The 24,279-nt window shown below is 48.5% G+C and carries 26 protein-coding genes and 1 other annotated feature; of the genes, 4 read left to right on the top strand and 22 right to left on the bottom strand.

What is annotated here, in order from left to right; translation table 11 throughout:
* Positions 1-97: 97 nt before the first annotated feature.
* Both V7R82_RS04145 and V7R82_RS04140 read left to right on the top strand, forming a co-directional pair.
* A complete protein-coding gene (locus V7R82_RS04145; RefSeq protein ID WP_143227627.1) occupies positions 98-250 on the top strand; it encodes a DUF4044 domain-containing protein in 153 nt (50 codons plus the stop codon).
* A gap of 23 nt (positions 251-273) precedes the next feature.
* A complete protein-coding gene (locus V7R82_RS04140; protein ID WP_070755076.1) occupies positions 274-627 on the top strand; it encodes a winged helix-turn-helix transcriptional regulator in 354 nt (117 codons plus the stop codon).
* A 75-nt stretch (positions 628-702) separates the two neighbouring features.
* Here the strand turns inward: V7R82_RS04140 and queA are convergent, their stop codons facing one another.
* The 20 genes from queA to V7R82_RS04040 form a co-directional block, all read right to left on the bottom strand.
* Positions 703-1,737 carry a tRNA preQ1(34) S-adenosylmethionine ribosyltransferase-isomerase QueA gene (gene queA, locus V7R82_RS04135; protein WP_291427664.1) on the bottom strand — a complete coding sequence of 345 codons (1,035 nt, stop codon included), beginning with the start codon at positions 1,735-1,737 and terminating at the stop codon, positions 703-705.
* 8 nt (positions 1,738-1,745) lie between these two features.
* Positions 1,746-2,774: a Holliday junction branch migration DNA helicase RuvB gene (ruvB, locus tag V7R82_RS04130; protein ID WP_314211345.1), complete on the bottom strand. Its 1,029-nt coding sequence runs from the start codon at positions 2,772-2,774 to the stop codon at positions 1,746-1,748.
* 13 nt (positions 2,775-2,787) lie between these two features.
* Positions 2,788-3,375, bottom strand: a complete 588-nt coding sequence (gene ruvA / locus V7R82_RS04125) for a Holliday junction branch migration protein RuvA (RefSeq protein ID WP_314211346.1) — start codon at positions 3,373-3,375, stop codon at positions 2,788-2,790.
* A 5-nt stretch (positions 3,376-3,380) separates the two neighbouring features.
* Positions 3,381-3,818 carry a peptide-methionine (R)-S-oxide reductase MsrB gene (msrB, locus tag V7R82_RS04120; protein ID WP_070755080.1) on the bottom strand — a complete coding sequence of 146 codons (438 nt, stop codon included), beginning with the start codon at positions 3,816-3,818 and terminating at the stop codon, positions 3,381-3,383.
* Complete coding sequence (gene mutL, locus V7R82_RS04115; protein ID WP_314211347.1) at positions 3,815-5,797, bottom strand: DNA mismatch repair endonuclease MutL; 1,983 nt, start codon at positions 5,795-5,797, stop codon at positions 3,815-3,817. The genes msrB and mutL overlap by 4 nt, the downstream gene beginning before the upstream one ends.
* A 32-nt stretch (positions 5,798-5,829) precedes the next feature.
* A complete protein-coding gene (mutS, locus tag V7R82_RS04110) occupies positions 5,830-8,412 on the bottom strand; it encodes a DNA mismatch repair protein MutS (protein WP_422388388.1) in 2,583 nt (860 codons plus the stop codon).
* Positions 8,413-8,430: 18 nt separating this feature from the next.
* On the bottom strand, positions 8,431-9,231 hold the full coding sequence (locus V7R82_RS04105; RefSeq protein ID WP_338543560.1) for a TIGR00282 family metallophosphoesterase: 801 nt from the start codon (positions 9,229-9,231) through the stop codon (positions 8,431-8,433).
* A gap of 110 nt (positions 9,232-9,341) precedes the next feature.
* On the bottom strand, positions 9,342-9,851 hold the full coding sequence (gene coaD / locus V7R82_RS04100; protein ID WP_311468954.1) for a pantetheine-phosphate adenylyltransferase: 510 nt from the start codon (positions 9,849-9,851) through the stop codon (positions 9,342-9,344).
* Positions 9,852-9,863: 12 nt separating this feature from the next.
* Entirely contained in the window at positions 9,864-10,430 is a 567-nt protein-coding gene (gene rsmD / locus V7R82_RS04095) for a 16S rRNA (guanine(966)-N(2))-methyltransferase RsmD (RefSeq protein WP_314211349.1), read from the bottom strand.
* Positions 10,427-10,810, bottom strand: a complete 384-nt coding sequence (locus tag V7R82_RS04090) for a YlbG family protein (protein WP_314211350.1) — start codon at positions 10,808-10,810, stop codon at positions 10,427-10,429. Before V7R82_RS04090 ends, rsmD begins: the two co-directional genes overlap by 4 nt.
* Entirely contained in the window at positions 10,800-12,071 is a 1,272-nt protein-coding gene (locus V7R82_RS04085; protein ID WP_314211351.1) for an FtsW/RodA/SpoVE family cell cycle protein, read from the bottom strand. The genes V7R82_RS04090 and V7R82_RS04085 overlap by 11 nt, the downstream gene beginning before the upstream one ends.
* 163 nt (positions 12,072-12,234) lie before the next feature.
* Positions 12,235-12,525: a 50S ribosomal protein L27 gene (gene rpmA / locus V7R82_RS04080; RefSeq protein ID WP_070755088.1), complete on the bottom strand. Its 291-nt coding sequence runs from the start codon at positions 12,523-12,525 to the stop codon at positions 12,235-12,237.
* Between the two features lie 13 nt (positions 12,526-12,538).
* Complete coding sequence (locus tag V7R82_RS04075; protein WP_023391945.1) at positions 12,539-12,883, bottom strand: ribosomal-processing cysteine protease Prp; 345 nt, start codon at positions 12,881-12,883, stop codon at positions 12,539-12,541.
* A gap of 5 nt (positions 12,884-12,888) precedes the next feature.
* Positions 12,889-13,197 carry a 50S ribosomal protein L21 gene (gene rplU / locus V7R82_RS04070; protein ID WP_298076876.1) on the bottom strand — a complete coding sequence of 103 codons (309 nt, stop codon included), beginning with the start codon at positions 13,195-13,197 and terminating at the stop codon, positions 12,889-12,891.
* 36 nt (positions 13,198-13,233) lie between these two features.
* Positions 13,234-13,305: a sequence feature (ribosomal protein L21 leader region), on the bottom strand.
* Between the two features lie 107 nt (positions 13,306-13,412).
* Positions 13,413-14,930 (bottom strand): ABC transporter permease/substrate-binding protein, encoded by a 1,518-nt coding sequence (locus V7R82_RS04065; RefSeq protein WP_314211352.1) that lies wholly within the window; start codon positions 14,928-14,930, stop codon positions 13,413-13,415.
* A complete protein-coding gene (locus V7R82_RS04060) occupies positions 14,923-15,654 on the bottom strand; it encodes an ABC transporter ATP-binding protein (RefSeq protein WP_314062454.1) in 732 nt (243 codons plus the stop codon). Before V7R82_RS04060 ends, V7R82_RS04065 begins: the two co-directional genes overlap by 8 nt.
* Positions 15,651-16,094, bottom strand: a complete 444-nt coding sequence (locus V7R82_RS04055; protein WP_291453913.1) for a MarR family winged helix-turn-helix transcriptional regulator — start codon at positions 16,092-16,094, stop codon at positions 15,651-15,653. Before V7R82_RS04055 ends, V7R82_RS04060 begins: the two co-directional genes overlap by 4 nt.
* 118 nt (positions 16,095-16,212) lie before the next feature.
* A complete protein-coding gene (gene mreD, locus V7R82_RS04050) occupies positions 16,213-16,755 on the bottom strand; it encodes a rod shape-determining protein MreD (protein WP_070755092.1) in 543 nt (180 codons plus the stop codon).
* A 2-nt stretch (positions 16,756-16,757) separates the two neighbouring features.
* A complete protein-coding gene (mreC, locus tag V7R82_RS04045; protein ID WP_314211353.1) occupies positions 16,758-17,594 on the bottom strand; it encodes a rod shape-determining protein MreC in 837 nt (278 codons plus the stop codon).
* Between the two features lie 22 nt (positions 17,595-17,616).
* Positions 17,617-18,639, bottom strand: coding sequence for a rod shape-determining protein (locus tag V7R82_RS04040; protein ID WP_314211354.1), 1,023 nt, complete (start codon positions 18,637-18,639; stop codon positions 17,617-17,619).
* A gap of 183 nt (positions 18,640-18,822) precedes the next feature.
* Between V7R82_RS04040 and radC the strand changes: the two genes are divergently transcribed.
* Positions 18,823-19,518, top strand: a complete 696-nt coding sequence (radC, locus tag V7R82_RS04035) for a RadC family protein (protein ID WP_023391936.1) — start codon at positions 18,823-18,825, stop codon at positions 19,516-19,518.
* A 211-nt stretch (positions 19,519-19,729) separates the two neighbouring features.
* Positions 19,730-19,933 (top strand): cold-shock protein, encoded by a 204-nt coding sequence (locus tag V7R82_RS04030; RefSeq protein WP_023391935.1) that lies wholly within the window; start codon positions 19,730-19,732, stop codon positions 19,931-19,933.
* Between the two features lie 95 nt (positions 19,934-20,028).
* Here the strand turns inward: V7R82_RS04030 and V7R82_RS04025 are convergent, their stop codons facing one another.
* Positions 20,029-21,348, bottom strand: coding sequence for a bifunctional folylpolyglutamate synthase/dihydrofolate synthase (locus V7R82_RS04025; protein WP_338543551.1), 1,320 nt, complete (start codon positions 21,346-21,348; stop codon positions 20,029-20,031).
* An 86-nt stretch (positions 21,349-21,434) separates the two neighbouring features.
* Positions 21,435-24,077, bottom strand: coding sequence for a valine--tRNA ligase (locus tag V7R82_RS04020; RefSeq protein WP_338543549.1), 2,643 nt, complete (start codon positions 24,075-24,077; stop codon positions 21,435-21,437).
* Between the last annotated feature and the right edge of the window lie 202 nt (positions 24,078-24,279).

Here is a 24,279-nt window from a genome sequence, read left to right as displayed (position 1 = left end):
GAAATAGCTGATTAATTCTGCTTCTAGGCCAAAGTGATTGAAAGTCACTAGGCTTTGGGGTAAAATTAGGGCTGAAATTACAAAAGGAGGCGTCCTAATGTCGTCATTGCATGAGCGGAACTACCCGTCCGCCCCTAAAAAGAAAAAAAGCAAGATGGACCTGCTGGTCCGCGTTACAGCCATTCTCATGGTTCTCTTGATGGTCGGCACCCTAGTCGGCTCAGTCATCCTGTCATTCATTAACCGCTAATTCTATCTTGTAAGGAGGTCGCCATGTCGCAAGTAGTCTACTATACGCCAGATTCTGAAATTAAGACGGAATGTGCCAGCGAAGCCTTGGCCCTTCTCCTAGGCAAGAAATGGGTGCCCCGCATCATTGAAATCCTCAGCCAGGGACCCCAACGCTTTGGCCAGCTCCACAAGGAATTGGATGGCGCCAGCCCCAAGATGCTCAAACAACAATTAGCGCTGCTAGAAGCCAATGGCTTGATTATCAACCACAAGGAGTCACAAGCCAATCAAGTCAGCTCCACCTACTGCTTGACGGATACCGGTCAGAGCCTAGTGACTATTATTAGCGCCATGAAGGATTGGGGTAGCCAACATTTACAATGTGACCATTCCTAAGGTTAGGACTATTTTGTCCTAGCCTTTTTTTGCTTGCCGTAATATAAAAGCGTCTCCCTGGGGAGACGCTTATTTTTATAGAATTAACATGGAATCGCCAAAGCTGAAGAAGCGATACTCCGCCTCCACCGCATGTTCATAGGCCGCTAGGACTGCCTCCCGATTATAGAAGGCTGATACCAGCATGACCAAGGTGGAACATGGCAAATGGAAGTTGGTAATCAAGTGATCAACTACCTTAAATTCAAAGCCCGGCGAGATAAAAATCTGAGTCCAGCCAGAATCTGCTCGAACTTGACCATCAAATTTAGCAGCGATGGTCTCAAGGGTACGGACACTAGTAGTTCCTACAGCAAAAATCTTGCCACCACGCGCTTGAACGGCCTGGATAGCGTCAGCTGAGGCTTGGCTCAATTGATAGTATTCAGCATGCATTTCATGGTCTTCAATGCTATCGGCAGAGACTGGTCGGAAGGTGCCCAAGCCCACATGTAGGACCAGGGGAATAATCTCTACCCCCTTGGCCTTGATAGCTGCCAAGAGGTCATCGGTGAAGTGAAGGCCTGCTGTTGGGGCAGCGGCGGAACCATTTTCCTTAGCATAGACGGTCTGGTAGCGATCCGCATCCTCTAGACGTTCCTTTATATAAGGTGGCAAGGGCATTTGACCTAGAGATTCTAGAATTTCTAGGAAGACTCCCTCATAGGAAAATTCAATGATCCGCCCCCCATGGTCCCCTTCAGAAACGACGGTGGCAGTCAGACGACCATCCTCGCCAAAGACAATCTGAGTCCCAGTCTTGGCGCGGCGAGCCGGCTTAATCAAACATTCCCATTGATTACCTTGAGTGTTATTAAGCAGCAGGACCTCCAAGTGTCCGCCAGTCTCCGGCTTGATACCGAAGAGGCGGGCCGGAATAACCCGGGTCTCATTGACTACCAAGGCATCGCCTGGATTGAGAAAATTAATAATTTGATCAAAGTGCAAATCCTGCTTTTGGCCCGTTTGGCGGTCTAAAACCAATAAGCGAGAAGCCGCCCGGTCCGCCAAAGGCGTTTGAGCAATTAGGTGCTCTGGTAAGTGATAATCAAAATCTTTGGTTGTTAACATTTCTAGCTTTACTCTACTTTCTCTCTATCTTCTGGGTTGGAATAGGCATAGCCTAGGTGCTCATAGGCCAAGGCAGTCGCCTGTCTACCCCGCGGAGTCCGCTGAATGAAGCCATTCTGCACCAAGTAAGGTTCGTACATATCTTCCAGGGTTTCGGTATCTTCGCCAATATTGACGGCCAAGGTATTAAGCCCTACTGGCCCGCCACCATAAAACTCAATCAGACAGCTGAGAATCTTACGGTCGATAGCATCCAAGCCATATTGGTCGATTTCCAAGACTTCTAAGGCAGTTTGGGCCATCCTTAAATCGACCACGCCCTGGCCCTTGACTTGGGCAAAGTCGCGAACCCGCTTGAGAATACGGTTGGCAATACGTGGTGTCCCCCGGCTACGCAAGGAGATTTCCCGCGCCCCCTCAGAATCAATACGCGTCTCGAAGACATCGGCAGACCGCTCTACAATCAGAGCTAATTCATCTGGTGTATAGAATTGCATGTGGGAGACAATACCGAAGCGATCCCGCAAAGGCTTGGACAGGGAACCCGCCCGTGTGGTCGCCCCAATCAAGGTAAAAGGAGGCAACTCAAAGTGGACTGGGTGAGCCGAAGGTCCCTGGCCAATAATAATATCGACAAAATAATCTTCCATGGCCGAATAGAGGACTTCTTCGATGACCCGAGGTAGGCGGTGGATTTCATCAATAAAGAGAATATCGCCTGGGCTTAATTCGTTGAGCAAGGCCAATAAATCACCCGACCGTTCAATAGCGGGCCCACTGGTTGTGTGGAGCCCTACCCCCATCTCATTGGCGATGACCATGGCCATGGTGGTCTTACCTAGACCTGGTGGCCCATAAAGCAAGACATGGTCCAAGGCCTCTTCCCTTTGCTTGGCTGCTTGGATATAGATGGCTATTTCGTCTTTGATTTTGGACTGACCAATGTATTCAGACAGGCGACTTGGCCGTAGACTGAGTAGGTTACCCTCGTCTTCTGGCTGCCAGTTACCTGACAGCACACGTTCATCATGAGACATGGTCGCCCCTCCTCTACTTTCTTAATAACTTGAAGGCTGCACTCAGCATTTCCTGAGTGGAAGTCAGGCCAGCTTCTTGTAGTGGCTTCTCAACCTTCTTAATTTCCTTGGCCGAATAGCCTAGGCCAGCCAGGGCTTCTAAGGCTTCTTCTAAATGCTGTTGGCTGACTGGAGCCGATGCTTGCGTTTGCGCATGAGCTTGGAAATCCAGATTGCCACTTAAGTCTAAGATCATTTGCTGGGCGGTCTTCTTACCCACACCTGGGAACTTGGTCAGGTAGGTTGAATCCCCAGAATCAATGGCCTGAATTAAGCCAGCGTGGTCGTCCAAGGCCAAGATGGATAAGGCACTCTTGGGCCCAATCCCCGATACCTTAAGCAAGGTATTGAAGAGTTGCTTCTCCTGGTGATCACGGAAACCATAGAGGGTCATGGCGTCTTCCCGGACCACTAATTCTACCGGACAGAGGACTTGCTGGTGAAATTCCCCCTGCCAACGGTAGGGATTGGCGCAGAGCAGGCGATAGCCCACACCATTTGCGCTAATTACAAGATAAAGGGGCTGGATTTGGACCAGCTCCCCTTGGATAAATTCATACATTAGTTTTACTCCACGTATTGTTTATAGTCGCTATATCCAGCCTCATCCATTTCTTCGTAAGGGATGAAGCGTAGGGCTGCTGAATTAATGCAGTAGCGTAAGCCCCCTAGTTCCTTAGGCCCATCGCCAAAGACATGGCCTAGATGGGAGTCTGCCTTAGCAGAACGCACTTCTGTCCGCACGCGAGCTAGAGAAGCATCTTCTTTTTCGACAATTTCAGAGGCTTGGATTGGCTTAGAGAAAGCCGGCCAGCCACAGCCCGCATCATACTTGGCTGCACTTGAGAAGAGAGGTTCTCCACTCACAATGTCTACGTAGATGCCCTTCTCATAGAAATCATCGTATTCGCCACTAAAAGGTCGTTCGGTGGCATTTTCTTGGGTAACCTTGTATTGGATTTCATTTAAGCCCTTGATGGCTTCTTGATAGTGTTCTTGACTCATAATTGGTGACCTCCTTGGTGTGGATCTTGAATCCGTTTGAATAGTTTTTCCAGGGTCTTGTCGGTAATTTGGACAAAGACTGGCCGGCCATGTGGACAGTGGAAAGGATCATCTAAACCATCCAAAGCCTGAATAAGGTAGCTAGCCTGACGATCGTCTAGGTAGTGGTTGGCCTTAATGGCGCCCCGACAGGACTGCATAATCAAGGCGGCTTCCTTGATTTGGTTAATGCTTAAATCTGGTTGTTTGACCAAGCGTTCGGTCAGATCCCGCACCGTCTGCTCCACTTCATGTGCTTCCAACCAGGTTGGATAAGAAGACAATTGATAGGTTTTAGGTCCAAAGGCTTCTAAGACAATGCCCAGTTCTTCCAGCCTTGGCAAGACTTGGTCTAATCCTGCTAACTCAGCTGGGCTAAAGTGGAAGAGATAAGGTAACAAGAGGGTTTGCTGGGTCTTGGTGTCCATTTCCTGCTTCATAAAGGCCTCATAGCGAATCCGCTCTTGGGCCGCATGTTGGTCAATCAGGTAGAAGCCTTCTGGACTTTCCGCAATCAAATAAGTGCCATGAATCTGGCCGACATAGCGTAAGTGACCAAAAGTTGGGCGTAAGTCCTGACTGCCACTAGGCTGAGCTTGGGTCTCCTTATGAGACTCCTCTGGTGTCGCTTGAACTGGCTGACTAGGGCTAGGCTCTGATTCCTCAAACTTGCTTACCGGCTCCACTTGTCCCTCCTGCCAATCAGGCGCTAAGTTTTCAGCCACCCGGCTGACTGGCGCTGATTGAGCTGGCTGACTTGGTCGGCTTGCTTGGCTAGACCTTAAGTCATCGTCTTCCTCATAAGCCGAGTCAAATGTCGGCTCCTTCCCCTTACCGTCCAAGTCCAGAGGCATGACTTGGCTTGCTACTGGACCTTGAGGATTGGCTTTGTCTGCTTGGTGGAAGAGTCGGCCTCCTGCCAGTTCTTGAACCTGGGCATTTGGCACAGGGTTGAGGCTGGCTAGACTCTCCACCACCGCCTGGGTCAACAATTGGCCTAGTTCACTTTCCTTGCTAAGACGGACAGTCTGCTTGGTTGGATGGACATTGACATCTACTAGACGAGGATCTAACTCAATAGCAATGACGGCCAAAGGATAGCGGCCAATCATAAGTTGGCGGCCATAAGCCCGAAGCAAGAGCTCTGTCAAGGCATAGGAACGAACAGCCCGGCCATTTATCATCCAGTGGATATAGTGCTTAGAAGTCCGGGTCAACTGAGGTGGCGAGATATAGCCTCGAATCTTAAAGTCTAGATTCTCCGCCTCTAAAGCTATGAGCTGACGAGCCAGAGCCGGTTGATAGACATTAGCAATGGTCTGGCGCAAGTCCCCTGTCCCGAAGGACTGGAAGATGGTTTGGCCGTCATTTACCAAGTGGAAGCGAATGTCGGGATAGGCCATGGCAATATCCTGAATAAAGTTCAAGCTATGCTTGAGCTCCGTCTTCAGACTACTCAAATGCTTAAGACGGGCTGGCGTGTTATAGAAGAGACTATCTACGGTCAAGGTCGTTCCCTTGCGGGCACTGGTCATGCCCTGGGCTTGCACCTGAGAGCCGGCAATCTCAATATAGTGACCGGCTTTAGCTCCGGCTTGCATGGATTCTACCCGGACCTTGGCGACAGACCCAATACTGGCTAGGGCTTCACCCCGGAAACCCAGTGATTTGATTTGAAAGAGGTCATGGACATCATAGAGCTTACTGGTGGCGTGAGGCAGAAAAGCCTTGACCAAATCTTCAGCATCCATGCCTTCCCCATCGTCAATAACCTTAACCTGCTGAATTCCCGCTTCTCGTAGCTCCACCCGAATGGTCTGGGCGCCTGCGTCAATGGCATTCTCCACTAACTCCTTAACGACCGAAGCGGGACGTTCTACGACTTCACCGGCCGCTATCTGGTTGGCTAAGGCTTCTGGCATTTGTTGAATCTTGCCCATGAAATCCCTCCTTTCAATAACTTCTTAGAAAATTACTTTAATTGATCTTGCATGGCTGCTAGGCCTTCTAGGGCCTGAAGTGGTGTTAATTGGTTAATGTCCAAATCAGCCAATTGCTTGAGCACTCGCTCCTGGTCTTCTCTCAAAACCTTAGGCGAAGGCTTAGTCGCCGGCAGGTCGAAGAGCGAAAGCTGGCCGTCACTTTCTGGTTCTTGGCGTCTCAGCCATTGGCTGTTAGACTCCAATTCCTGCAAGACTTCCTGGCTTTGAACCAATAGAGATTGTGGCAGGCCTGCTAGTTTGGCGACGTGAATCCCATAACTCTTGTCGGCAGCCCCTTCCAAAATCTTATGTAGGAAGACCACTTGGCCCTTTTGCTCGGTGGCACCCACATGAATATTGCGTAAGACTGGTAATTTAGTCGATAAATCAGTCAATTCATGGTAGTGGGTGGAGAAGACGGTGGCTGCTTGCACTTCTTGAGCCAGGTAATAAAGAATGGCTTCGGCAAGGGCCATGCCATCGAAGGTGGCAGTCCCCCGCCCGATTTCGTCGAAGAGCAGGAGCGATCGTGGGGTCGCTTCGCGCAGGGCCACATTGGTTTCCATCATTTCCACCATGAAGGTCGACTGACCACTAGAAATATCATCAGAAGCCCCTATCCGGGTGAAAATCTTATCGACAATTGGCAGCTTGGCCGACTTGGCTGGCACAAAACAACCAATCTGGTTGAGAATGACGCAGAAGGCAATCTGTCGCATATAGGTACTCTTCCCTGACATGTTAGGACCTGTTAAAAGCAGCAGAGGCTGGTCTGGTAAGAGGACAAAGTCATTAGGCACAAAAGCAGCCTTACCGATTAATTTTTCTAAGGCTGGATGGCGGCTAGCCTCCAGTTGGAAATGCTTGGCTTCTGCCACCAATTCTGGCTGACAGTAATCTTCCCGCTCACTTAGACTGGCAAAGTTAGCCAAGACATCTAGGCTGGCAATCTGGCTAGCCAAGGTCTGTAACTGGCCTGTAAAAGCCGCAATGGCTTGGCGTAGCTCGGTGAAGAGCTGGTATTCTAACTGGGTGGCCTTTTCTTGGGCACCCAGGATGGTGGTCTCAAGTTGCTTGAGTTCCTCCGTAATAAACCGCTCCGCATTACTGAGGGTTTGCTTGCGGATATAGCGCGGATCATCAAAGTTAGCTGATTGAAGGCGGCTCATTTCAATGTAGTAGCCAAAAACCTTGTTGTAGCCGACTTTGAGGGTCTTAAGCCCCGTTCTCTCACGTTCACGTTGCTGTAATTCTGCTAACCATTGGTGGCCATTAGCCAAGGCATCCCGGTATTGGTCCAATTCCTCATGGTAGCCCGGCCGAATGATATTGCCTTCGGTCACTGATATTGGGGGTTCATCCGCTAAAACTGTATCAATGAGCTGATAGAGCTCCTGAAAATCCGGCAAGCGCTCAAAGAGCACCTGATTCTGGCTAGCATTGAGTCCGTCTAAAATCCGGTTAATATGCGGAATCTGACCAAGGGATTGGCGCAGATGGTCCACGTCACGAGCATTGGCAGTCCCTAGACTAATCCGCGTCACCAGTCGCTCCAAGTCATAGACGGTCTCAAAGGCTGCAATCAAGTCTAAACGTTCGAAGTAGGCCGACATGAGCTGAGCCACCTGTTGGTGGCGCTGTCGCAAAATACCTTCGTCAATCAGGGGCTTTTCCAGCCACTGATGCAGCATGCGGCCACCCATGGCCGTCTTGGTATGATCAATCAACCAGAGCAGACTGCCCTTCTTACGCCCTGTTCTCAGAGACTTGGTTAATTCCAACTGACTTTTAGCAAAATGATTCATCTGCAGATAATCGGCTAAAGCATAGCGGACTACGGGTTGTAGATGGCCTAGGGCTTGTTTTTGAATGCTGTAAAGATAAGCTAGCAGGAGATTCAAGAGGCTGGCTTCTTGAGGGCTGGCTTGGTCTAGCAGCCACTGGGTCCCAACTTCCGTCTGGTCGGTCAAGTCAAAGCTAGACAGATAAATAGCCAATTGCTGGCTGATTTGGTCTTTGATATCAGCATCCAAACTGCTATCGACTACCATCTCGCTTGGCTTGAGGGCATAGAGCTCGCTAAAGAGTTGAGCTTGTCTTGGTGTTTGGGTGACTTTAATTTCCCCAGTAGAGACATCAATGGCCGCCAGGTAGAAGATCTGGCCTTCCTGGCGCAAGGCTACTAAGTAGTTATTCTCCTTAACTTCAAGAGCTTCTTCTTCAATAAGGGTCCCAGGGGTAATGACTTGAACCACTTCCCGTTTGACCATGCCCTTGGTTAATTTAGGATCTTCCACCTGCTCGCAGATGGCCACCTTATTACCCGACTCAATCAAACGTTTGATATAGTCTTTGGCGGAATGATAAGGAACCCCACACATGGGAATGGGATTGTCAGCCTTCTTATTACGGGAGGTCAAGGTAATTTCCAGTATCTTGGCAGCCTTAAGGGCATCGTCGAAGAACATCTCATAGAAGTCCCCCAAACGATAGAAAAGGAAGGCATCCGGATATTGGGCTTTAATTTCATGATATTGCGCCATCATGGGCGTCATTTTAGCTTCTGCAGCCACGGAGGGTGTCCTCCCTTCTTAATAGTATTTGCTTAGGGACTCCTGAGTCACCTGAATAGGCACGATGGACTTGGCAAGCCCTGTCTTATCATCTAAATCAATCAAGCAGGCACTGAGCACCAATGGCCCCTTGTTTTCTTGAACTAGGCGTGTTGGCAACTGACTGGTGAAGCGCTGAATGACTTCCTTGGCCGCAAAGCCCAGGATACTGTCTTGGGCTCCTGTCATGCCCACGTCAGTCAGACTGGCAGTGCCTCCTGCCAAGACCTTGGCATCATTGGTTTGAACATGGGTATGGGTCCCAACAACAGCAGACACGCGGCCATCTAAATAGTGGGCCAGGGCCAACTTCTCGCTAGTCGCTTCCGCATGGCAATCTACAAAGATAAAAGGCGTTTGCTTACGGGCCTGATCTACTAGTTCATCAATCATGAGAAAGGGACTGGTGACTGGGTTCATAAAAACAGTGCCCAGGACATTAATGACCGCCACTTGATGTTGGTTATAGCGCACATAATGGATGCCCTTGCCTGGCGTCGTGGCTGGCAAGTTAGCCGGACGGACCAAAGGCTTGGCTCCTTCGATGAAGTGATAGAGGTCCCGGTTATCAAAGGCGTGGTTACCCAGGGTAATAGCTTCTACACCCAGGCTTAAAATTTGCTTGTAGAGTTTCTCGGTCAAGCCTCGGCCATCGGCGGCATTCTCTGCATTGACGATGGTTACTTGGGGCCGGTGGGTTTGCTTAAGATAAGGCAGATAGCTAGTTAAGGCCTCCATACCCGCTGTGCCCACAATATCGCCAACAAATAATAGCTTCATGGTCTCCCTCTTTCTCTTTTGACATCTCTTTTATTTTACCAATCCTTAGCCCTAAAATAAAGGAAAAAGGCGTCATTTAGCCCATTTAAAAAAGCGCTGAATCCCTAGATTCAGTCGCTTTCTTTACTTTGATATTTAGACTGGAGAGGACCAAGAAGGTTAGCTGGCACCAAACTGGTCAAATCGCCGCCATAGCTGGCAATCTCCTTGACCAGGCTAGAGCTAATGTGCTGATAGGCTGGCTGGGCTTGCAGGAAAATGGTCTCCAGGTCAGGATTGAGGCCCCGATTGGCTTGGGCAATGGGTAATTCATAGACATAATCCCCTGAATGGCGCAGACCGCGAACTAGGCAAGTGGCCCCAAGTTCTTTGGCTAGGTCGGCCATGAGTTGGCCTTCTAGCACCTGGATTGACACATTAGGTAAATGACCCAAGCAAGCCTGTAAATGGCCTAAGCGCTCTTCTAAGCTGAAGAGTGGCTGTTTGAGGGCATTAACTCCCACCACCACATAGAGACGATTGAAAAGGCGACTGGCCCGTTCAATCAAATCCACATGTCCCAAGGTAATGGGATCAAAACTCCCTGCAAAGAGGGCCACGGTTTCTTGTCTGTCGGCCATAGGCCTTCCTCCTTAATCCGCTTCTGGCATCCCGTAGAAATGAATCCGGGTTTGGCCATAGCGTTTGTGTTGATAGCGTTGATAGCCGGCAATGACCTCTGGCAAGTCCGTCACATCATCGGTCTCGCAGACCAGGGTCGTCTCGGGACCAATTATGCCTTGGGTTTGCAACCATTCCATATCCTCTACTAGTTTCTGTTTGGCATAGGGTGGATCTAATAAGACCAAGTCAAAGACCAAGTCTGCTTCTGAGACTTTTAGGCTTTGAAGACTCTTGCGATTGTCTCCTGCCAAAACTGTAAAGCGGTCTTCTTCCTTGGTCATGGCGACATTTTGCTTAATGGTCTGTAAGGCCGGACGGTACTTTTCCGTCATGACCGCGCGGTCCATACCACGAGAGACCGCTTCAATAGCTAGAGCCCCGCTGCCCCCATAGAAATCCAGGCAAAGGCCGCCATCAAAAAAGCCACCCAAGGATGAGAAGATGGCTTCCTTAATCTTGTCGGTAGTAGGCCGCGTGTTGAGACCTGGAACAGGCTTAAGTGGACGGCTGCCATAACGACCTGCGACTACTCTCATGCTGGCGCCCCACTCTCAGAGGCCGCCTCGTTCTTATCTAGCGAAGAGGCCAAATCAGATAAGAAATTATCCTTGTGTTGGCCGGCCAAGTTGCCCTTCTCGCTCTCTGGCTTGAGGTCCGGATCCTTGCGGTTAGGAATAGCATCCTTAAAGGTCATGTCGATATCATCGCGCATGGAACCTTCCACCTTACGTACGAAGTGTAGGCGATTGAGTTGTTGGGTCACTTGGTCTACTTGATTGGCATTGACGTAGAGTACCACATAACGTAGACGATCACTAATATAGTGAACATGACCGTATTTTCGAATATTCTTGACTTGTTTCAAGGAATAGAGCCAGACAATAAGCTCTTTACGCTTGACCATCTTAAATTCCATGATAGTCCTCCTTTACTTGCGAAACTTGCGCTTCTAAGACCCGCTTTTCTTCAATAATCATGACTTGTAAGACCCCGACCAACATCATAGTCAAGACCATACTGGTCCCCCCATAGGAGACAAAGGGTAAGGTAACCCCGGTCAGAGGCACCAAGCCGGATACCCCACCGATATTGAGGCTTGATTGAACTAAGAGCAGACAGCCAATCCCGGTGAAGACAGCGCGTCGGAAAGTGTCTTGACTCTTGGCGGCCCAACGGAAACAGAGAAAGATTAAGGCCGATAGTAGAAGTACTACCAACACGAGGCCAACTAGGCCTGACTCTTCCCCAATCACTGCCAGAATATAGTCCGTATGACCCGCTGGTAAACCTTCTTGTTTGGTCAAGGAATGACCAATCCCCCGACCAAAGAGACCACCACGGCTAATGGCGATATAGGCGTTAACTAATTGGTAACCCGCTGCTTTAGCATACTTAAAGGGGTTAACAAAGGAACCAAAACGCCGTAATTGATATTGGTCACTGGTCGCCAGTTTATCCGCATTGGTATAAATCCAGGTGACAAGCCCGACACCTACTAATGCAAGTGCTAATAAGACGCCTTTTTGGGTTTTGCTATTCATGATTAAGGCTAAGGCCACCAACAATAAAGTGGCTGAAATAATCATAAACATCCCCATATCAGGCTGGAAAAAAATGAGGACTAAATCCAAAAGCATCAAACCGATGGAAATGACAGATTCATAGTCCATATTGGCAAACCAACGTTCTTTAGTCAGTAGCACTTCACGTCTTGACTTGACACAGAGAACACCCATCAAGAGAATCAAACCAATCTTAGCCAACTCACCTGGTTGGAAGTTCAAGCCCATAAAGCTGAGCCAACTTTTGGCCCCACCACCGGATACCCCGATAAAACGCGTCAGTAAGATTAAGAAGGCAATCAGGCCATTGGCTGTAAAGAGCCAGAAAGGCTCAATATAGAGTCGATAAGGCAGGCAAATAGCCACTGCCGATACCGCTAGCCCTAAGCCAATCCCAAACATTTGACGGCTAAGATAGTGCAGCGGCGTGGGAACTGTTGCTCCGTTCTCCAATAAATATTGTGTTGAACTATAGACCATAATCAGGCTATAGACACTCAATAGACCGACAATCAAGAGTATCCACCAATCCATACGGCTGAAGTTATAGCGAATCTGGGCCAAGAAGCGCTGTCCTGACTGCTTGGCATGATTCGGATGCTTTGCTTTTTGCATGCTGTGATAGGCCTCCCTACATAGTACACATATTATACCATAGGACTGAGCATGAAGAAACCCATAGCTACTCAAAAGCCCGGCAAATGGGCATAGAGCCAGATTTTACACTTAAGTAAGAAGCAAAAAAGAGGCTAGGACTAGGTCCTAACCTCTCTCATTATTAAGCTTCAACTGCTACTGGGTAGACAGAAACTTGTTTCTTGTCGCGACCTTTACGTTCGAAACGTACCACGCCGTCCACTAATGCGAACAATGTGTCGTCGCCACCTTTACCAACGTTTACCCCTGGGTGGATTTTAGTACCGCGTTGACGGTATAAGATAGAACCACCAGTGATGGTTTGGCCGTCAGCTGCTTTAGCACCTAAACGTTTTGCACGAGAGTCACGACCGTTCGAAGTCGAACCCCCCCCTTTTTTGTGGGCGAATAATTGTAAGTTTAATTTCAACATTCTCGAGCACCTCCTATTTTGCTTGGTTAATCTTCAAGTGTATAAACTCTGGATAATTGTCAGCCAAGACTTCCAAAGCATACACCAAATGACGCAATAAGACTTGCGCATCATGCTCCTGTTGCTTGTTAGAACAAGCCGGAACCGTCAGCTTCAAGTAGCCACCTGCTACCTCATCGACTTGGACGTCGTAGGGCAACCCGACTAATCGTTCAAGTGAATTCTCTACTGAGATAACCTGGCTTGATACTGCCGCACAGACAATATCCTCGCCATACTCTCCTGCACCGGCATGACCGGACAGTTCAAGTTGACGGATAGCGCCTTTGGTATCCACTTGGCCTTTGATCTTAATCATAAGAATTAAGCGTTAATCGCTTCAACAACTAATTTAGTGTAAGGTTGACGGTGACCTTGTTTGCGATGAGAGTCTTTACGACGTTTGTATTTAAACGTTACGACTTTCTTAGCACGGCCTTGTTTTTCAACTTTAGCCACTACAGAAGCGCCTTCTACTAATGGAGTCCCAACTTTAGTTGATTCGCCACCTACTAAGACTACTTGGTCAAAGGTAACAGTTTCGCCTGCTTCTGCGTTGAGTTTTTCAACGAAGATTGTTTGACCTACTTCTACTTTTACTTGCTTTCCGCCTGTTTTGATAATTGCGTACATTCAAGCACCTCCTTTATTTTTCTTTCGGGGTTAATCCCCTGCACTTAGACTCGCCATGTTAAGTGGCCAAATGGCACTTAGACTCAACTTGCGCGGTTGCAGATGTGGTGCTACACATAAACAACAGTCATATTATAGACCATCCCGCTAGCAAAGTCAACTGCTAGAAGTGACTTCTTAGAAAAGTCCAAGTCCACATCTTTTAGTTTTTCCCCCTACTTAAGTAGGCCTTGGCGTAATAAGAAGTCATGGGCCACTTCCTTGGCTGATTTGCCTTCCACGTCAACTTGATAGTTCATGGTAGCCATCTCGGTAGCCGTAATCTTATTATGGAGTTTGTTGAGGATGCCCTCTAACTCAGGATGTTGCTTGAGGGTTTCCTCCCGTAAGAGTGGCGCCCCTTGGTATGGTGGGAAGAGGTGTTTGTCATCTTGCAAGAGCTTGAGGCCATACTTGATAATCTGACTATCCGTCGAATAAACTTCGATGACATCTAGTTTATCTTGTTCTAGCGCTTGATAACGCAAGGCTGGTTCCATGGTTTGAATGTTAAGCTTCAGGCCGTAGAGGGACTCCAGACCTTTTTTACCATCGGGCCGATCGTTAAACTCCAAGGAGAAACCAGTGCGAGCTGTCGATTCTACCTTCTTCAAGTCCGAAATGTTTTCTAAGCCATGCTCCATAGCATAGGCTTCTTTGACCGCGATGGCATAGGTATTTTGGTAGGCCATAGGCTTGAGATAAATTAACTTATCTTGTTGGTAGATACCATCCCGCGCCGCCTCATAAACCGCCTCTTGGTCATTGGCTAACTGGGGCGGATTGGTTAGAAGCGAAGCGGTAATGGTCCCGGAGAATTCAGGATAGATATCGATACTGCCGGCCTTAAGGGCCTCATAGAGGAAGGAGGTCTTACCAAAGTTTGGCTTAACTTCGACTTGCAGGTGGCTATCTTGTTCAATTAACTCCTTATAGAGATGAATCAAGATGTCAGGTTCGGCCCCTAATTTACCCGCAATAATCAACTTGTTGTTGCCCATTGGTAGGAAATATGGTTGGGCAAAGCTTGCCACCACTAAGATCGCTGTTGTTAAGAAGCTTAAAAGCAAGGTCTTAGGACGCCGCTTTGTCAGCCCGCCCAGAATTAAGCTAATGACGACTGCCAAGAATGCCGAGCTAATGGCCCCTATCAAGATTAAGGCGGAATCATTGCGGTCAATCCCTAAGAGAATGAGGCTACCCAAGCCCCCTGCCCCAATCAAGGCCGCCAAAGTCGCAGTCCCGATAATCATGACGGCGGCCGTCCGAATGCCAGACATCATGACCGGCATGGCCAGAGCAAGCTGATACTTACCTAGTTTTTCCCAGCGCGTCATACCAAAGGCTGTTGCTGCCTCTTCCAATTGAGGGTCTAACTCCCAGAAGGCAGTGATGGTATTTTGCACAATTGGAAAGAGCCCGTAAACCACCAGGGTCACAATAGCCGGCAGAGTTCCAATCCCAATAAAGGGAATCAGTAAGCCCAAGATTGCCAGTGAGGGAATAGTCTGCACAATCCCCGTTAACTGCAGCATCCAAGACGCCAAACGACGATAGTTAACCAGAATAATGGAGAGTGGTACAGCAATCAAAATGGCTAGCAAGAGGGCTGCTAAGGATATTTGCAGATGTTGCCAAATAGCCGTCTGCCAATCAGCAAAACGATTAATAAAGACCTCTACTAAGTTATGCATGCTGCTCACCTCCCTTAAAGAATTGGGCGACTGTCTCATTGGCTGGTTCTGCTAGGATAGTGGCAGGATCCGCCATTTGCAGAATCTGCCCTTCGTGCATGACGCAAATCCGGTCCCCTAATTTAAGAGCTTCCCGCATATCATGGGTGACGAAAACGATAGTCAGGCCTAATTCTTGGTGCAATTGCTTGATTAAATCCTGGAGCTGGGTCTTAGAAACGGGGTCTAAGGCACTAAAAGGTTCATCCATTAACAATAATTGAGGCTGAGAGATGATAGCTCGCAGGATCCCTACCCGCTGCTGTTCCCCACCTGACAGTTGACTTGGATAACGGCCCTTATATTTGTCTGGCGCCAAGCCTACCTTAGTCATTAAGTCCTGGACGGCTTGCTGGCGCTTGGCCTTGGGCCATTTTTTCATTTCAGGGATGAGTTCGATATTCTCTTCCACCGTCAAATTTGGAAAGAGCGCCCCTTGCTGGAGGACATAACCTGTATCCAGGCGCAAGCTTCTAAGGTCAAGGTCTTTAATGGCTTGATTATTCCGATAGATTTTGCCCTGACTCGGCTCAATCAGGCGGTTAATCATCTTAAGCGTGGTGGTCTTGCCGCTCCCACTTTTACCAACTAAGATGAAAAACTCCCCTGCTTCTATCTCAAAAGTCAAATTATCTAGGGCTCGTGCTCCGTCAAATTCTTTACTTACTGCTTCAAATCTTATCATAAGGTCATCTCCTTCATTTGAGCCTCTAAGGCGGTTGCATAGCGTGAGCTTAAGGCGACCAGCTGGTCCAATTCTTGCTCCGAAAAATCAGCCATAGCCGCTTGCTCCATGGCATGTAGGCGGCTGATAATAGGCTCAGCAAAGGCCAAACCCTCTGGCGTCAGGCACACCTTCTTCTGCCGCTTGTCTTTCGTGTTTGAACATAGGCTGACATAGCCCTTGGCTAGCCAGCTCTTAATAGTAGCGTGGACTACCTGTTTGGTGGACTGGGTCTTCTCGGCCAGATAACCTTGTGAGCAGCCATTTGGCGAGTGATAGAGCCAGAGCAAGATGACCAGACTCTTACCTTGGAGGCCCACCCGGCGGGCATAGCATTCAAAGAGACACACTTGTTGGTCCCAGAGCCGTATATAGCGGCGATCAATTGGTGATTTTGTCATGGTCACCCTCCTCCTTCAATTTACCTTATGACTAGCTTAGCATATAAGACAATAGTTAGTCAAAATATTTGACTATATCCACTCATCAAAAAACTCCGCGCTAAGCACGGAGTCAGTTTTAAACGATATAGTAATTCTCGTAACCTAACCAAGTCAGAATAGACCGGGTTGGGAAATAGAGGACAAAGGATAGGACCGTATTGAAAATCAAGGTCGGTACCAAGTTCTCCATAATAAAGCGACTCAAGGTCACCTGGGTATAGCCTGTCTCCCGATAGAAAACAAAGATGGCAAAATCCAAGAGACTGATTAAGACGATAAAGAGCATAAAATGCACCAGCCCACGCTTAGGCAGATAACGTTTAATTCGGGTCACACAATAGGCGATGAACCAATAGCCAAAGGCGAAAATACCAATGATGGTCGTGTTATAGCTATCTGCAACCACCCCAAACAAGAGGCTATAGAGGAGGACTTCACGCTCACGGAAATAGAAAGCAAAGGTGATGACCCAATAGAGCATAAGATGACTGACAATCCGCTGACTATCAGCCAGAAACTCAGCTGGGAAGATAGCTGGCAAGGCGGAATCGATGATAATGGAGAAGAAGAAGACTAGCGGGATAAACCAACGTAATTTGCGTTCTCTAGTTACCTTCATACTTACTCACTCCGTCCCTGACGCTTAATCACCGTCACAAAGCGGATATCTGTCATTTCACCGGCTGGCTTAATCCGAACCGTTTGGAAGAGACCGTAGTCATCCATCTTGGCTTCGGTCACTTCCCCGATTAAGAGTGAAGACGGCGTCACGCCCCCTAAGCCAGAGGTCTGAACCAAGTCCCCTGCTGCCACTTGAACAGTTGGGTCAACTTGCGTCATCAAGTATTCCTTAGTCTTGCGGTCATAGCCCGAGATAATGCCGTTGGCTGAACCAGACTTAATCTGAATGCTAGCGGCTACCTTACCATCATTGGATTGTTCATTGGACAGGAGTAGGACCTTAGAACTGGTTGGGTTGACTTCGATAATACGGCCAATCAAGCCGTTACCAGACATAACCGACATGTTCTTCTGGATGCCCTCGTTAGCCCCTACGTTAATCACCAGACTCTCCATCCATTGATCGGGATTCCGGGCAATAACGGTCGCATGTACGGTGGTATATTCGGACAGGGACTCGGTCAAGTTAAGTTCTTGCTTCATCTTGCCGTTTTCAGCCTCTAAATCGGCTACCCGCACTTGGAGTTCGTAAATCTTATCAATTTTTTCTTTTAAGTGTTGGTTTTCTTCATGGGTGTTAATCAAGTTGTCGACTGAATCCACGAAGCGTACGACCATGGAGACCGGCTCAGAAAAGAGACGGCCACCCCAGGCGGTCGCATCATTAATAACACTGGTCACCGCATTGTTGGCCCCATTAATCATGGTGTAGGCGACCACGGACACTACTGCGATGGCAGACAGGAGTATCCAGATTAATTTCTTATTATTTAACATTCAAGTATATCTCCTTTTCTGCCTAACGCGCATTCCGTTCTTTTTCTTTGGCTTGGTCAGTCATGGTCTTAAGCATCTTGCCAGCCCCAATAGCTACGGCATCAATAGGTTGCTGACTCAAATGAACGGGTACGCCCACGCTATCATGCAAGCGTTCAGGCAGGCGTTTCAAGAGGGCTGCACCCCCGGTTAAGACAATACCATTCTCGCTAATGTCCGCAGCCAATTCAGGCGGCGTCACTTCTAAGACCTGGCGGATGCCGGTCGCTATTTGGCGGATGACTTCGTCAAGGCCTTGGGCCACAACAGCTGCGGTTACTTCCTTGCTGCCAGGCAAACCTGTGCCCGAATTACGGCCTTTGACGACCAGGGTATCTTCTTTGTCATAATCAGCATAGGCGGCATTGCCAATGGACAGCTTCAAGTCTTCAGCTGCCTGGTCCCCAATCACCAAGTGGTAATGGGTCCGCACTAATTCCTTAATGGCTTGGTTCATGGCATTACCTGCTGCCCGTGAGGTCAAGGATTTGACCACTTCGCCATAGGAAATCAGGGCAATATTGGTGGTCCCCGCGCCAATATCGACTAAGAGATGGCCGCGTGGTTCATAAATTGGCAAGTTTGCCCCTACGGCTGCCGAGAAAGACTCATCAATAATCATGGCCCGGCCAATTCCTAGGTCCTTGAGGGCGTCCACAACGGCACGGCGCTCAACCTTGGAAATATTGCTAGGCACTGAAATGACCACCTCAGGCTTAGACAGACTGCGGTGGAGGGCCTTCTTGATGAAGAAAGCCAAGAGTTGTTTGGTCAAGGAAAAGTCTGCGATGACCCCATCTTGGATGGGATGAATGGTTTCATATTTGTCGGACGTACGCCCAACTAAAGCCGCTGCTTCCTTGCCATAAGCCACGACTTCTTTGGTTTCTGAATTGATTGCGATAATAGAAGGTTCTCTTAACGCAATGCCCTTATTCTCAATGTAAATGATGGTATTAGCGGTCCCTAGGTCGATCCCTAAGCGTTGCTTGCCGAATAAAGCCATTAAGATGTCCTCCTTCACTAAAATGATAGCTACAATCCATTATAGCAAAAAAGCCCCCTTCATTCTACTCTTGACCGTTGAAATATTTGAAATTTGCCTGACACGCCTCCGCCTTAAAAATCTTAGCCCTAAAAAATGCGAAAGCCACCCCTTTGGTCTATATATATATGAGGAGTGATTTTTATGAGAAAAACTGTCAGCTACCTAAGAGAGCTACCTCCCGATAGCCTGCCCAGGGAACGACTGGTCAACTTTGGCGCCAAGGCCCTCTCTAACCAAGAATTGCTGGCCATCCTGTTAGGGACCGGCAGTCAAGACTTGAGAGTCCTAGACTTATCCCTAGCTGTCCTGACCCATTTTCGGGACTTGAGCGAGCTCAAGTCTGCCAGTCTAGATCAGTTTGAAGCCATTAAGGGCATCGGGCCCGTCAAGGCCATCCAACTCCAAGCCTGCATCGAGCTAGGTCAACGTATCGCTCAGAAGCGACCGCCTAAGTTGGGTACCTTAACCTCCACCAAGGCGGCTGGCCAGTGGTTACATGACGCCCTCTGCGATATGCAACAGGAGCACCTCATGGCCCTCTTCCTAAACAGCAAGAATCAAGTCATTCGACAACAAATCATCTTTATTGGCTCGGTCAATGCGAGCGTGGCCCATCCCCGCGAAATCTTCAAGGAAGCCGTCAAGTATCCGACTGCCCGCCTCATCATCGCCCACAACCATCCCTCTGGGGATCCTGAACCTTCTCAAGCCGACCTGCACTTTACCCAGCGCATGATTCAATGTGGTGATTTGATGGGCATTGAACTGCTAGACCACTTTATTATTGGGCATGATGACTATGTTAGCTTGCGGGAAACGACTAAGCTCTTTCACTAAATTGTCTGTACAACCAATAAGTTGCGTCAGTATCTTTAGTAGATATGCATAGTATTTCCAATTATTTTTAGTATAACGCTTGCAATTTGTATAGTGAGTGCTATAATAAAGTTATATTTTATGTTTAGTAAGATCGCGATGTCCCTATCACCTTCTAACGACGGCTAGAATATAATATAGACTGTGCGACAGCACAAGGAGGAATTGCATAATGGAGCAAGGTAAGGTAAAATGGTTTAACTCAGAAAAAGGCTTCGGTTTTATCGAACGCGAAAACGGCAACGATGTATTCGTTCACTTTTCTGCGATTTTGGGTGAAGGCTATAAAACCTTAGAAGAAGGCCAAGTTGTTAACTTCGAAGTTGAAGAAGGCGCTCGTGGTCCTCAAGCAGCAAATGTTGAAAAATTAGCTTAACACCAATAAGCATACAAAAAGCGATGGAGCTTCCATCGCTTTATTTTTTTGATCAATTTCGGTACCGGTTTTTGTAATTTAATTTTATGTATAATTTATCTAAAAAATTCCTTAACCTGACTAATAAAATAGAGAGAACCAGTTAAAATCAAGGCTTTTTTCGCTTGCTTCTGACCAGCTTGATAGTCCACTAGCTTAGGTTGCCAGTCTAAGAAAGGCAAAGCTGTTTGCGCCTGCCAATCAGCTTGTGTCATAGCACCAGGATAGTCAAAGGTCGACAGATAGACTTCAATCCCCTCTTCTGCCCACTTGTGCAGATAAGTTAGATGACTGGCCTGGTCCTTGCGCTTGAGGCCAGCAAAAATTACCGTCACCTGGTAATCTGCCAAATCATGGGTCAGAAAGCCATCCAAGGCTTGGAGGCCTTGACTATTATGGGCACCATCGACCAAGATAAGTGGCTCATGACTTAAGCACTCTAGGCGCCCCTGCCAGTTTACCTGTTCTAGAGCAGCTAGGGCCTGATCCCAGTCAATTTCACGTTTCATTTGATTCATCCAAGCCTCAAAGCTAGCTAAGGCTAGGGCTAGATTATCTCCCTGGTGCTGACCTAACATGGCAATGGCCACCTGGTCAAAGCGGCGTCCAGACGGTAATTCTACTTGCCAACTGCGCTTAGCTAGCCCTTTGCCCTCTTTGGCCGGAGTGGCATGGAAATCCCAGCCTAGTTGCATGACATCCCCTTGGTAGTTGAGATTAGCCAGCATTTCAGGTAAGACTGCCAAGGCTTCTTGAGGTAGGTGCCCCAGCCCCACCAATCTAGTGGTCGGCTTAATAATGCCGAATTTTTGCTGGGCAATCTCCGCCAGACTATGGCCTAGTCGGTCCTGATGATCAAAGCCAATGGTAGTAATTAAGGCCATATCAGCCTCTAATACATTGGTGCAATCCCAGAGCCCTCCTACCCCTACTTCAATCAGGCAGACATCAAGCTGACACTGGCTGAAATAGACTAGCATCATAACCGTATAGAGTTCAAAGCCAGAGAGCGGGCCCCAATCTTGAGCTACCAATTCTTCATTAAGCTTAACCATACTGCGGACCAATTCCAGTAGTTTCTCATCCTCAATAGGCTGACCGTTGACCATGAGTCGCTCGTTGAAGGCCAGGATATGGGGCGAGGAAAAGGCCCCCACCCTCAGTCCTTGGCTGATAAACAAGCCCTGTAAATAGGCCAAGGTCGAGCCCTTGCCATTAGTACCAGCTAGTTGAATAATACTTGGCAGTGATTCTTGTGGCTGACCTAACAGGCTTAAAGCATGGCGCATGCGGTCAAATCCTGGTCTAAGCTGGTGACTGGTCTGGCGACTGAGCCAGGCATGAGCGTCTTCAATACTTGTCATTTCTTGTCCCATGACTTCCTCCTCTTAATCAAGTAACTAAAATCAAGGCATAGACCGAAGGCTAGGACGACCGTCCTAGCCTTCTACTATCTTACTGCTTACATTAAGTCTTTTACTTGTTGAATCCGTTCCTTGACGGTCTCTAATTGGCTGAGGTAGCCCTGACGCTTGTTGCGTTCTTCCGCCACCACATGCTCAGGCGCGCGTGAAACGAATTTCTCGTTAGACAACTTGCCGTCAATACGTGCGACTTCTTTCTCTAACTTAGTTTGTTCGCCTTCCAGACGGGCTAACTCATCTTCTAGCTTAATCAAGCCCTTAAGTGGCATTAAAATCTCAGCGAAGCTCAAGACCTGGGTTACCACTTCTTCTGGATGCTCTGGCGCTTGGCTGATTACCAGCTGCGCTGGGTTACAGAAGCGTTTGATGTAGGCTTGGTTAGCTTCTAGGAGAGCTTGGCCTGCTGCATCTTGGACCTTAATGTAGAGATCCACCGCCTTAGATAATGGCGTGTTCATCTCGTTACGGATGGTCCGCACGGCACGAATTAATTCCATTAATTGGGCCATTTGGGCCTCCACTTGGCTATCTTGGTAAGCCTCATTTACGCGTGGGTAGTCCGCCACTACGATGGACTTGTCTTGACCACCAATTTGTTGCCAGATTTCTTCCGTCACAAATGGCATGATTGGGTGGAGCAGACGGAGGAATTGATCTAAGACAAAGACCAAAATAGATTTGGTGGTTGTATTAGCGGCTTCCTTGTCTTGGAGTTGCTCCTTGGTCATTTCAATGTACCAGTCACAGTAGTCGTCCCAGATGAAGCTATAGAGGATACGGCCAGCTTCCCCGAACTCGAAGCGTTCGAAGAGACGGGTCACATCCGCAATAGTTGTTTGGAGACGGGCTAGGATCCAACGGTCTGCTAGGGTTAAGTCTTGGCCAATGGACAAGTTAGCCAAGGTCAAGTCGCCCACGTTCATGAGCACATAACGGCTGGCATTCCAAATCTTGTTGATGAAGTTCCAAGCCGCATCCATCTTATCAGTCGAGAAGCGGACATCTTGGCCAGGGGCTGAGCCATTGGCCAGGAACCAACGCAGGGAGTCTACGCCGTACTGCTCGATGACATCCATTGGGTCCACCCCATTACCCAGGGACTTGGACATCTTGCGACCTTCCGCATCCCGAATCAAACCATGGATGAGGACATTTTGGAAAGGTCGACGACCGGTGAATTCCAAACTTTGGAACATCATGCGGCTGACCCAGAAAGTCAGGATGTCATAACCCGTTACCAAAGTGTTATTAGGGAAGTAGCGTTTGTAGTCAGCTGACTCCTCATCAGGCCAACCCATAGTTGAAAATGGCCAAAGAGCACTTGAGAACCAAGTGTCTAAGACGTCTGGATCTTGGGTCCAGTTTTGGCTATCTGCAGGTGCTTCCATGCCCACATAAACCTCACCTGTCTCATTGTGGTACCAGGCTGGGATTTGGTGCCCCCACCAGAGTTGACGTGATACTACCCAGTCGTGAATGTTTTCCATCCAACGAATGTAGGCATCGTTAAAGCGCGGTGGGTAGAAGTTAACGGTATTCTCCCCTTGAGCCTTCTGAGCGGCAATGGCTTGCTCAGCCAAAGGCCCCATGCGGACGAACCATTGAGTCGACAGACGAGGTTCTACCACGACACCAGTCCGTTCAGAGTGACCCACAGAGTGTAAGTGTTGTTCAATCTTGATTAGGAGGCCAGCAGCGTCTAAGTCCGCTACCACCGCCTTACGTGCAGCAAAGCGATCCATACCTTGGTACTTGCCTGCTAATTCGTTCATGGTGGCATCATCGTTCATGACATTGATACGTGGCAAGTCATGACGGTTCCCCACTTCAAAGTCGTTAGGGTCGTGGGCTGGCGTAATTTTAACTACCCCAGTCCCAAAGTCTTGCTCAACATATTCATCAGCAATCACTGGAATTTCGCGGTTAACTAATGGCAAGATAACCTTCTTGCCAATCAAGGCTTGATAACGTTCATCATCTGGATGGACTGCTACGGCTGTATCCCCTAAGAGGGTTTCAGGACGGGTAGTCGCCACTTCTAAGTAACCAGAACCGTCTGCCAAAGGATACTTCATGTGGTAGAAGGCACCCTCTACATCCTTATGGATGACTTCGATATCAGATAAGGAAGTCTTAGCTGCTGGGTCCCAGTTAATGATGTATTCGCCACGATAGAGCAAGTCCTTCTCATAGAGGGTTACGAAAACCTTCTTAACAGCTTCTGACAAGCCATCATCCAGAGTAAAGCGTTCGCGGCTGTAGTCGACAGAAATCCCCATCTTAGCCCATTGTTGGCGAATGTGGCCAGCGTATTCTTCCTTCCAAGCCCAGGTTTGTTCCAGGAATTTCTCCCGGCCTAGGTCATAACGAGACAGGCCTTGGCCACGTAATTTTTCTTCGACCTTGGCTTGGGTGGCAATGCCGGCATGGTCCATACCAGGCAACCAGAGAGTGTCAAAGCCTTGCATCCGTTTCTGACGGATAATCATATCTTGCAAGGTAACGTCCCAGGCATGGCCCAGGTGGAGTTTACCGGTTACGTTTGGTGGTGGAATGACAATGGAATATGGCTCTGCTTCTGGGTCTTCCGATGGCTTAAAGACGCCACGTTCTAACCACTCTTCGTATTTCCCGGCTTCAATGGCCTGGGGATTATACTTGGTTGATAGTTCTTTGGTCATAAGAATCCTCCTGATGGTTGATGATAGGTTTACTTTGATTGATGAAGTCTCAGGGGCAAAATAAAAATCGCCCTAGTCAGCACAAGGCTGCCTAGGGCGAGCTAAGTCGCGGTACCACCTAAGTTTTATCACTCGTCTGTTGCTATCGGAGTGTCTCCTCCGTCAGGGACTACTGGACAGCGGGCTGTCGTTGGCACCTGAT

Source organism: Abiotrophia defectiva ATCC 49176 (assembly GCF_037041345.1).
Classification (GTDB): Bacteria; Bacillota; Bacilli; order Lactobacillales; family Aerococcaceae; genus Abiotrophia.
The sequence above is the reverse complement of the archived record's forward strand: the minus strand, read 5'-3'. Positions and strand labels throughout refer to the sequence as shown.

Excerpts from the sequence above, each read along its gene's own strand:
- radC (WP_023391936.1), top strand. The coding sequence starts at position 18,823 with ATGAGAAAAACTGTCAGCTACCTAAGAGAGCTACCTCCCGATAGCCTG.
- mreD (WP_070755092.1), bottom strand. The coding sequence starts at position 16,755 with ATGAAGGTAACTAGAGAACGCAAATTACGTTGGTTTATCCCGCTAGTC.
- coaD (WP_311468954.1), bottom strand. The coding sequence starts at position 9,851 with ATGGCCGACAGACAAGAAACCGTGGCCCTCTTTGCAGGGAGTTTTGAT.
- V7R82_RS04090 (WP_314211350.1), bottom strand. The coding sequence starts at position 10,810 with ATGGAATTTAAGATGGTCAAGCGTAAAGAGCTTATTGTCTGGCTCTAT.
- V7R82_RS04020 (WP_338543549.1), bottom strand. The coding sequence starts at position 24,077 with ATGACCAAAGAACTATCAACCAAGTATAATCCCCAGGCCATTGAAGCC.
- V7R82_RS04065 (WP_314211352.1), bottom strand. The coding sequence starts at position 14,930 with ATGCATAACTTAGTAGAGGTCTTTATTAATCGTTTTGCTGATTGGCAG.
- msrB (WP_070755080.1), bottom strand. The coding sequence starts at position 3,818 with ATGAGTCAAGAACACTATCAAGAAGCCATCAAGGGCTTAAATGAAATC.
- V7R82_RS04105 (WP_338543560.1), bottom strand. The coding sequence starts at position 9,231 with ATGAAGCTATTATTTGTTGGCGATATTGTGGGCACAGCGGGTATGGAG.
- V7R82_RS04040 (WP_314211354.1), bottom strand. The coding sequence starts at position 18,639 with ATGGCTTTATTCGGCAAGCAACGCTTAGGGATCGACCTAGGGACCGCT.
- V7R82_RS04075 (WP_023391945.1), bottom strand. The coding sequence starts at position 12,883 with ATGATTAAGATCAAAGGCCAAGTGGATACCAAAGGCGCTATCCGTCAA.
- rplU (WP_298076876.1), bottom strand. The coding sequence starts at position 13,197 with ATGTACGCAATTATCAAAACAGGCGGAAAGCAAGTAAAAGTAGAAGTA.
- V7R82_RS04140 (WP_070755076.1), top strand. The coding sequence starts at position 274 with ATGTCGCAAGTAGTCTACTATACGCCAGATTCTGAAATTAAGACGGAA.
- mutL (WP_314211347.1), bottom strand. The coding sequence starts at position 5,797 with ATGGGCAAGATTCAACAAATGCCAGAAGCCTTAGCCAACCAGATAGCG.
- V7R82_RS04145 (WP_143227627.1), top strand. The coding sequence starts at position 98 with ATGTCGTCATTGCATGAGCGGAACTACCCGTCCGCCCCTAAAAAGAAA.
- queA (WP_291427664.1), bottom strand. The coding sequence starts at position 1,737 with ATGTTAACAACCAAAGATTTTGATTATCACTTACCAGAGCACCTAATT.
- ruvB (WP_314211345.1), bottom strand. The coding sequence starts at position 2,774 with ATGTCTCATGATGAACGTGTGCTGTCAGGTAACTGGCAGCCAGAAGAC.
- V7R82_RS04025 (WP_338543551.1), bottom strand. The coding sequence starts at position 21,348 with ATGGGACAAGAAATGACAAGTATTGAAGACGCTCATGCCTGGCTCAGT.
- V7R82_RS04030 (WP_023391935.1), top strand. The coding sequence starts at position 19,730 with ATGGAGCAAGGTAAGGTAAAATGGTTTAACTCAGAAAAAGGCTTCGGT.
- V7R82_RS04055 (WP_291453913.1), bottom strand. The coding sequence starts at position 16,094 with ATGACAAAATCACCAATTGATCGCCGCTATATACGGCTCTGGGACCAA.
- V7R82_RS04085 (WP_314211351.1), bottom strand. The coding sequence starts at position 12,071 with ATGCAAAAAGCAAAGCATCCGAATCATGCCAAGCAGTCAGGACAGCGC.
- mreC (WP_314211353.1), bottom strand. The coding sequence starts at position 17,594 with ATGTTAAATAATAAGAAATTAATCTGGATACTCCTGTCTGCCATCGCA.
- ruvA (WP_314211346.1), bottom strand. The coding sequence starts at position 3,375 with ATGTATGAATTTATCCAAGGGGAGCTGGTCCAAATCCAGCCCCTTTAT.
- V7R82_RS04060 (WP_314062454.1), bottom strand. The coding sequence starts at position 15,654 with ATGATAAGATTTGAAGCAGTAAGTAAAGAATTTGACGGAGCACGAGCC.
- rpmA (WP_070755088.1), bottom strand. The coding sequence starts at position 12,525 with ATGTTGAAATTAAACTTACAATTATTCGCCCACAAAAAAGGGGGGGGT.
- rsmD (WP_314211349.1), bottom strand. The coding sequence starts at position 10,430 with ATGAGAGTAGTCGCAGGTCGTTATGGCAGCCGTCCACTTAAGCCTGTT.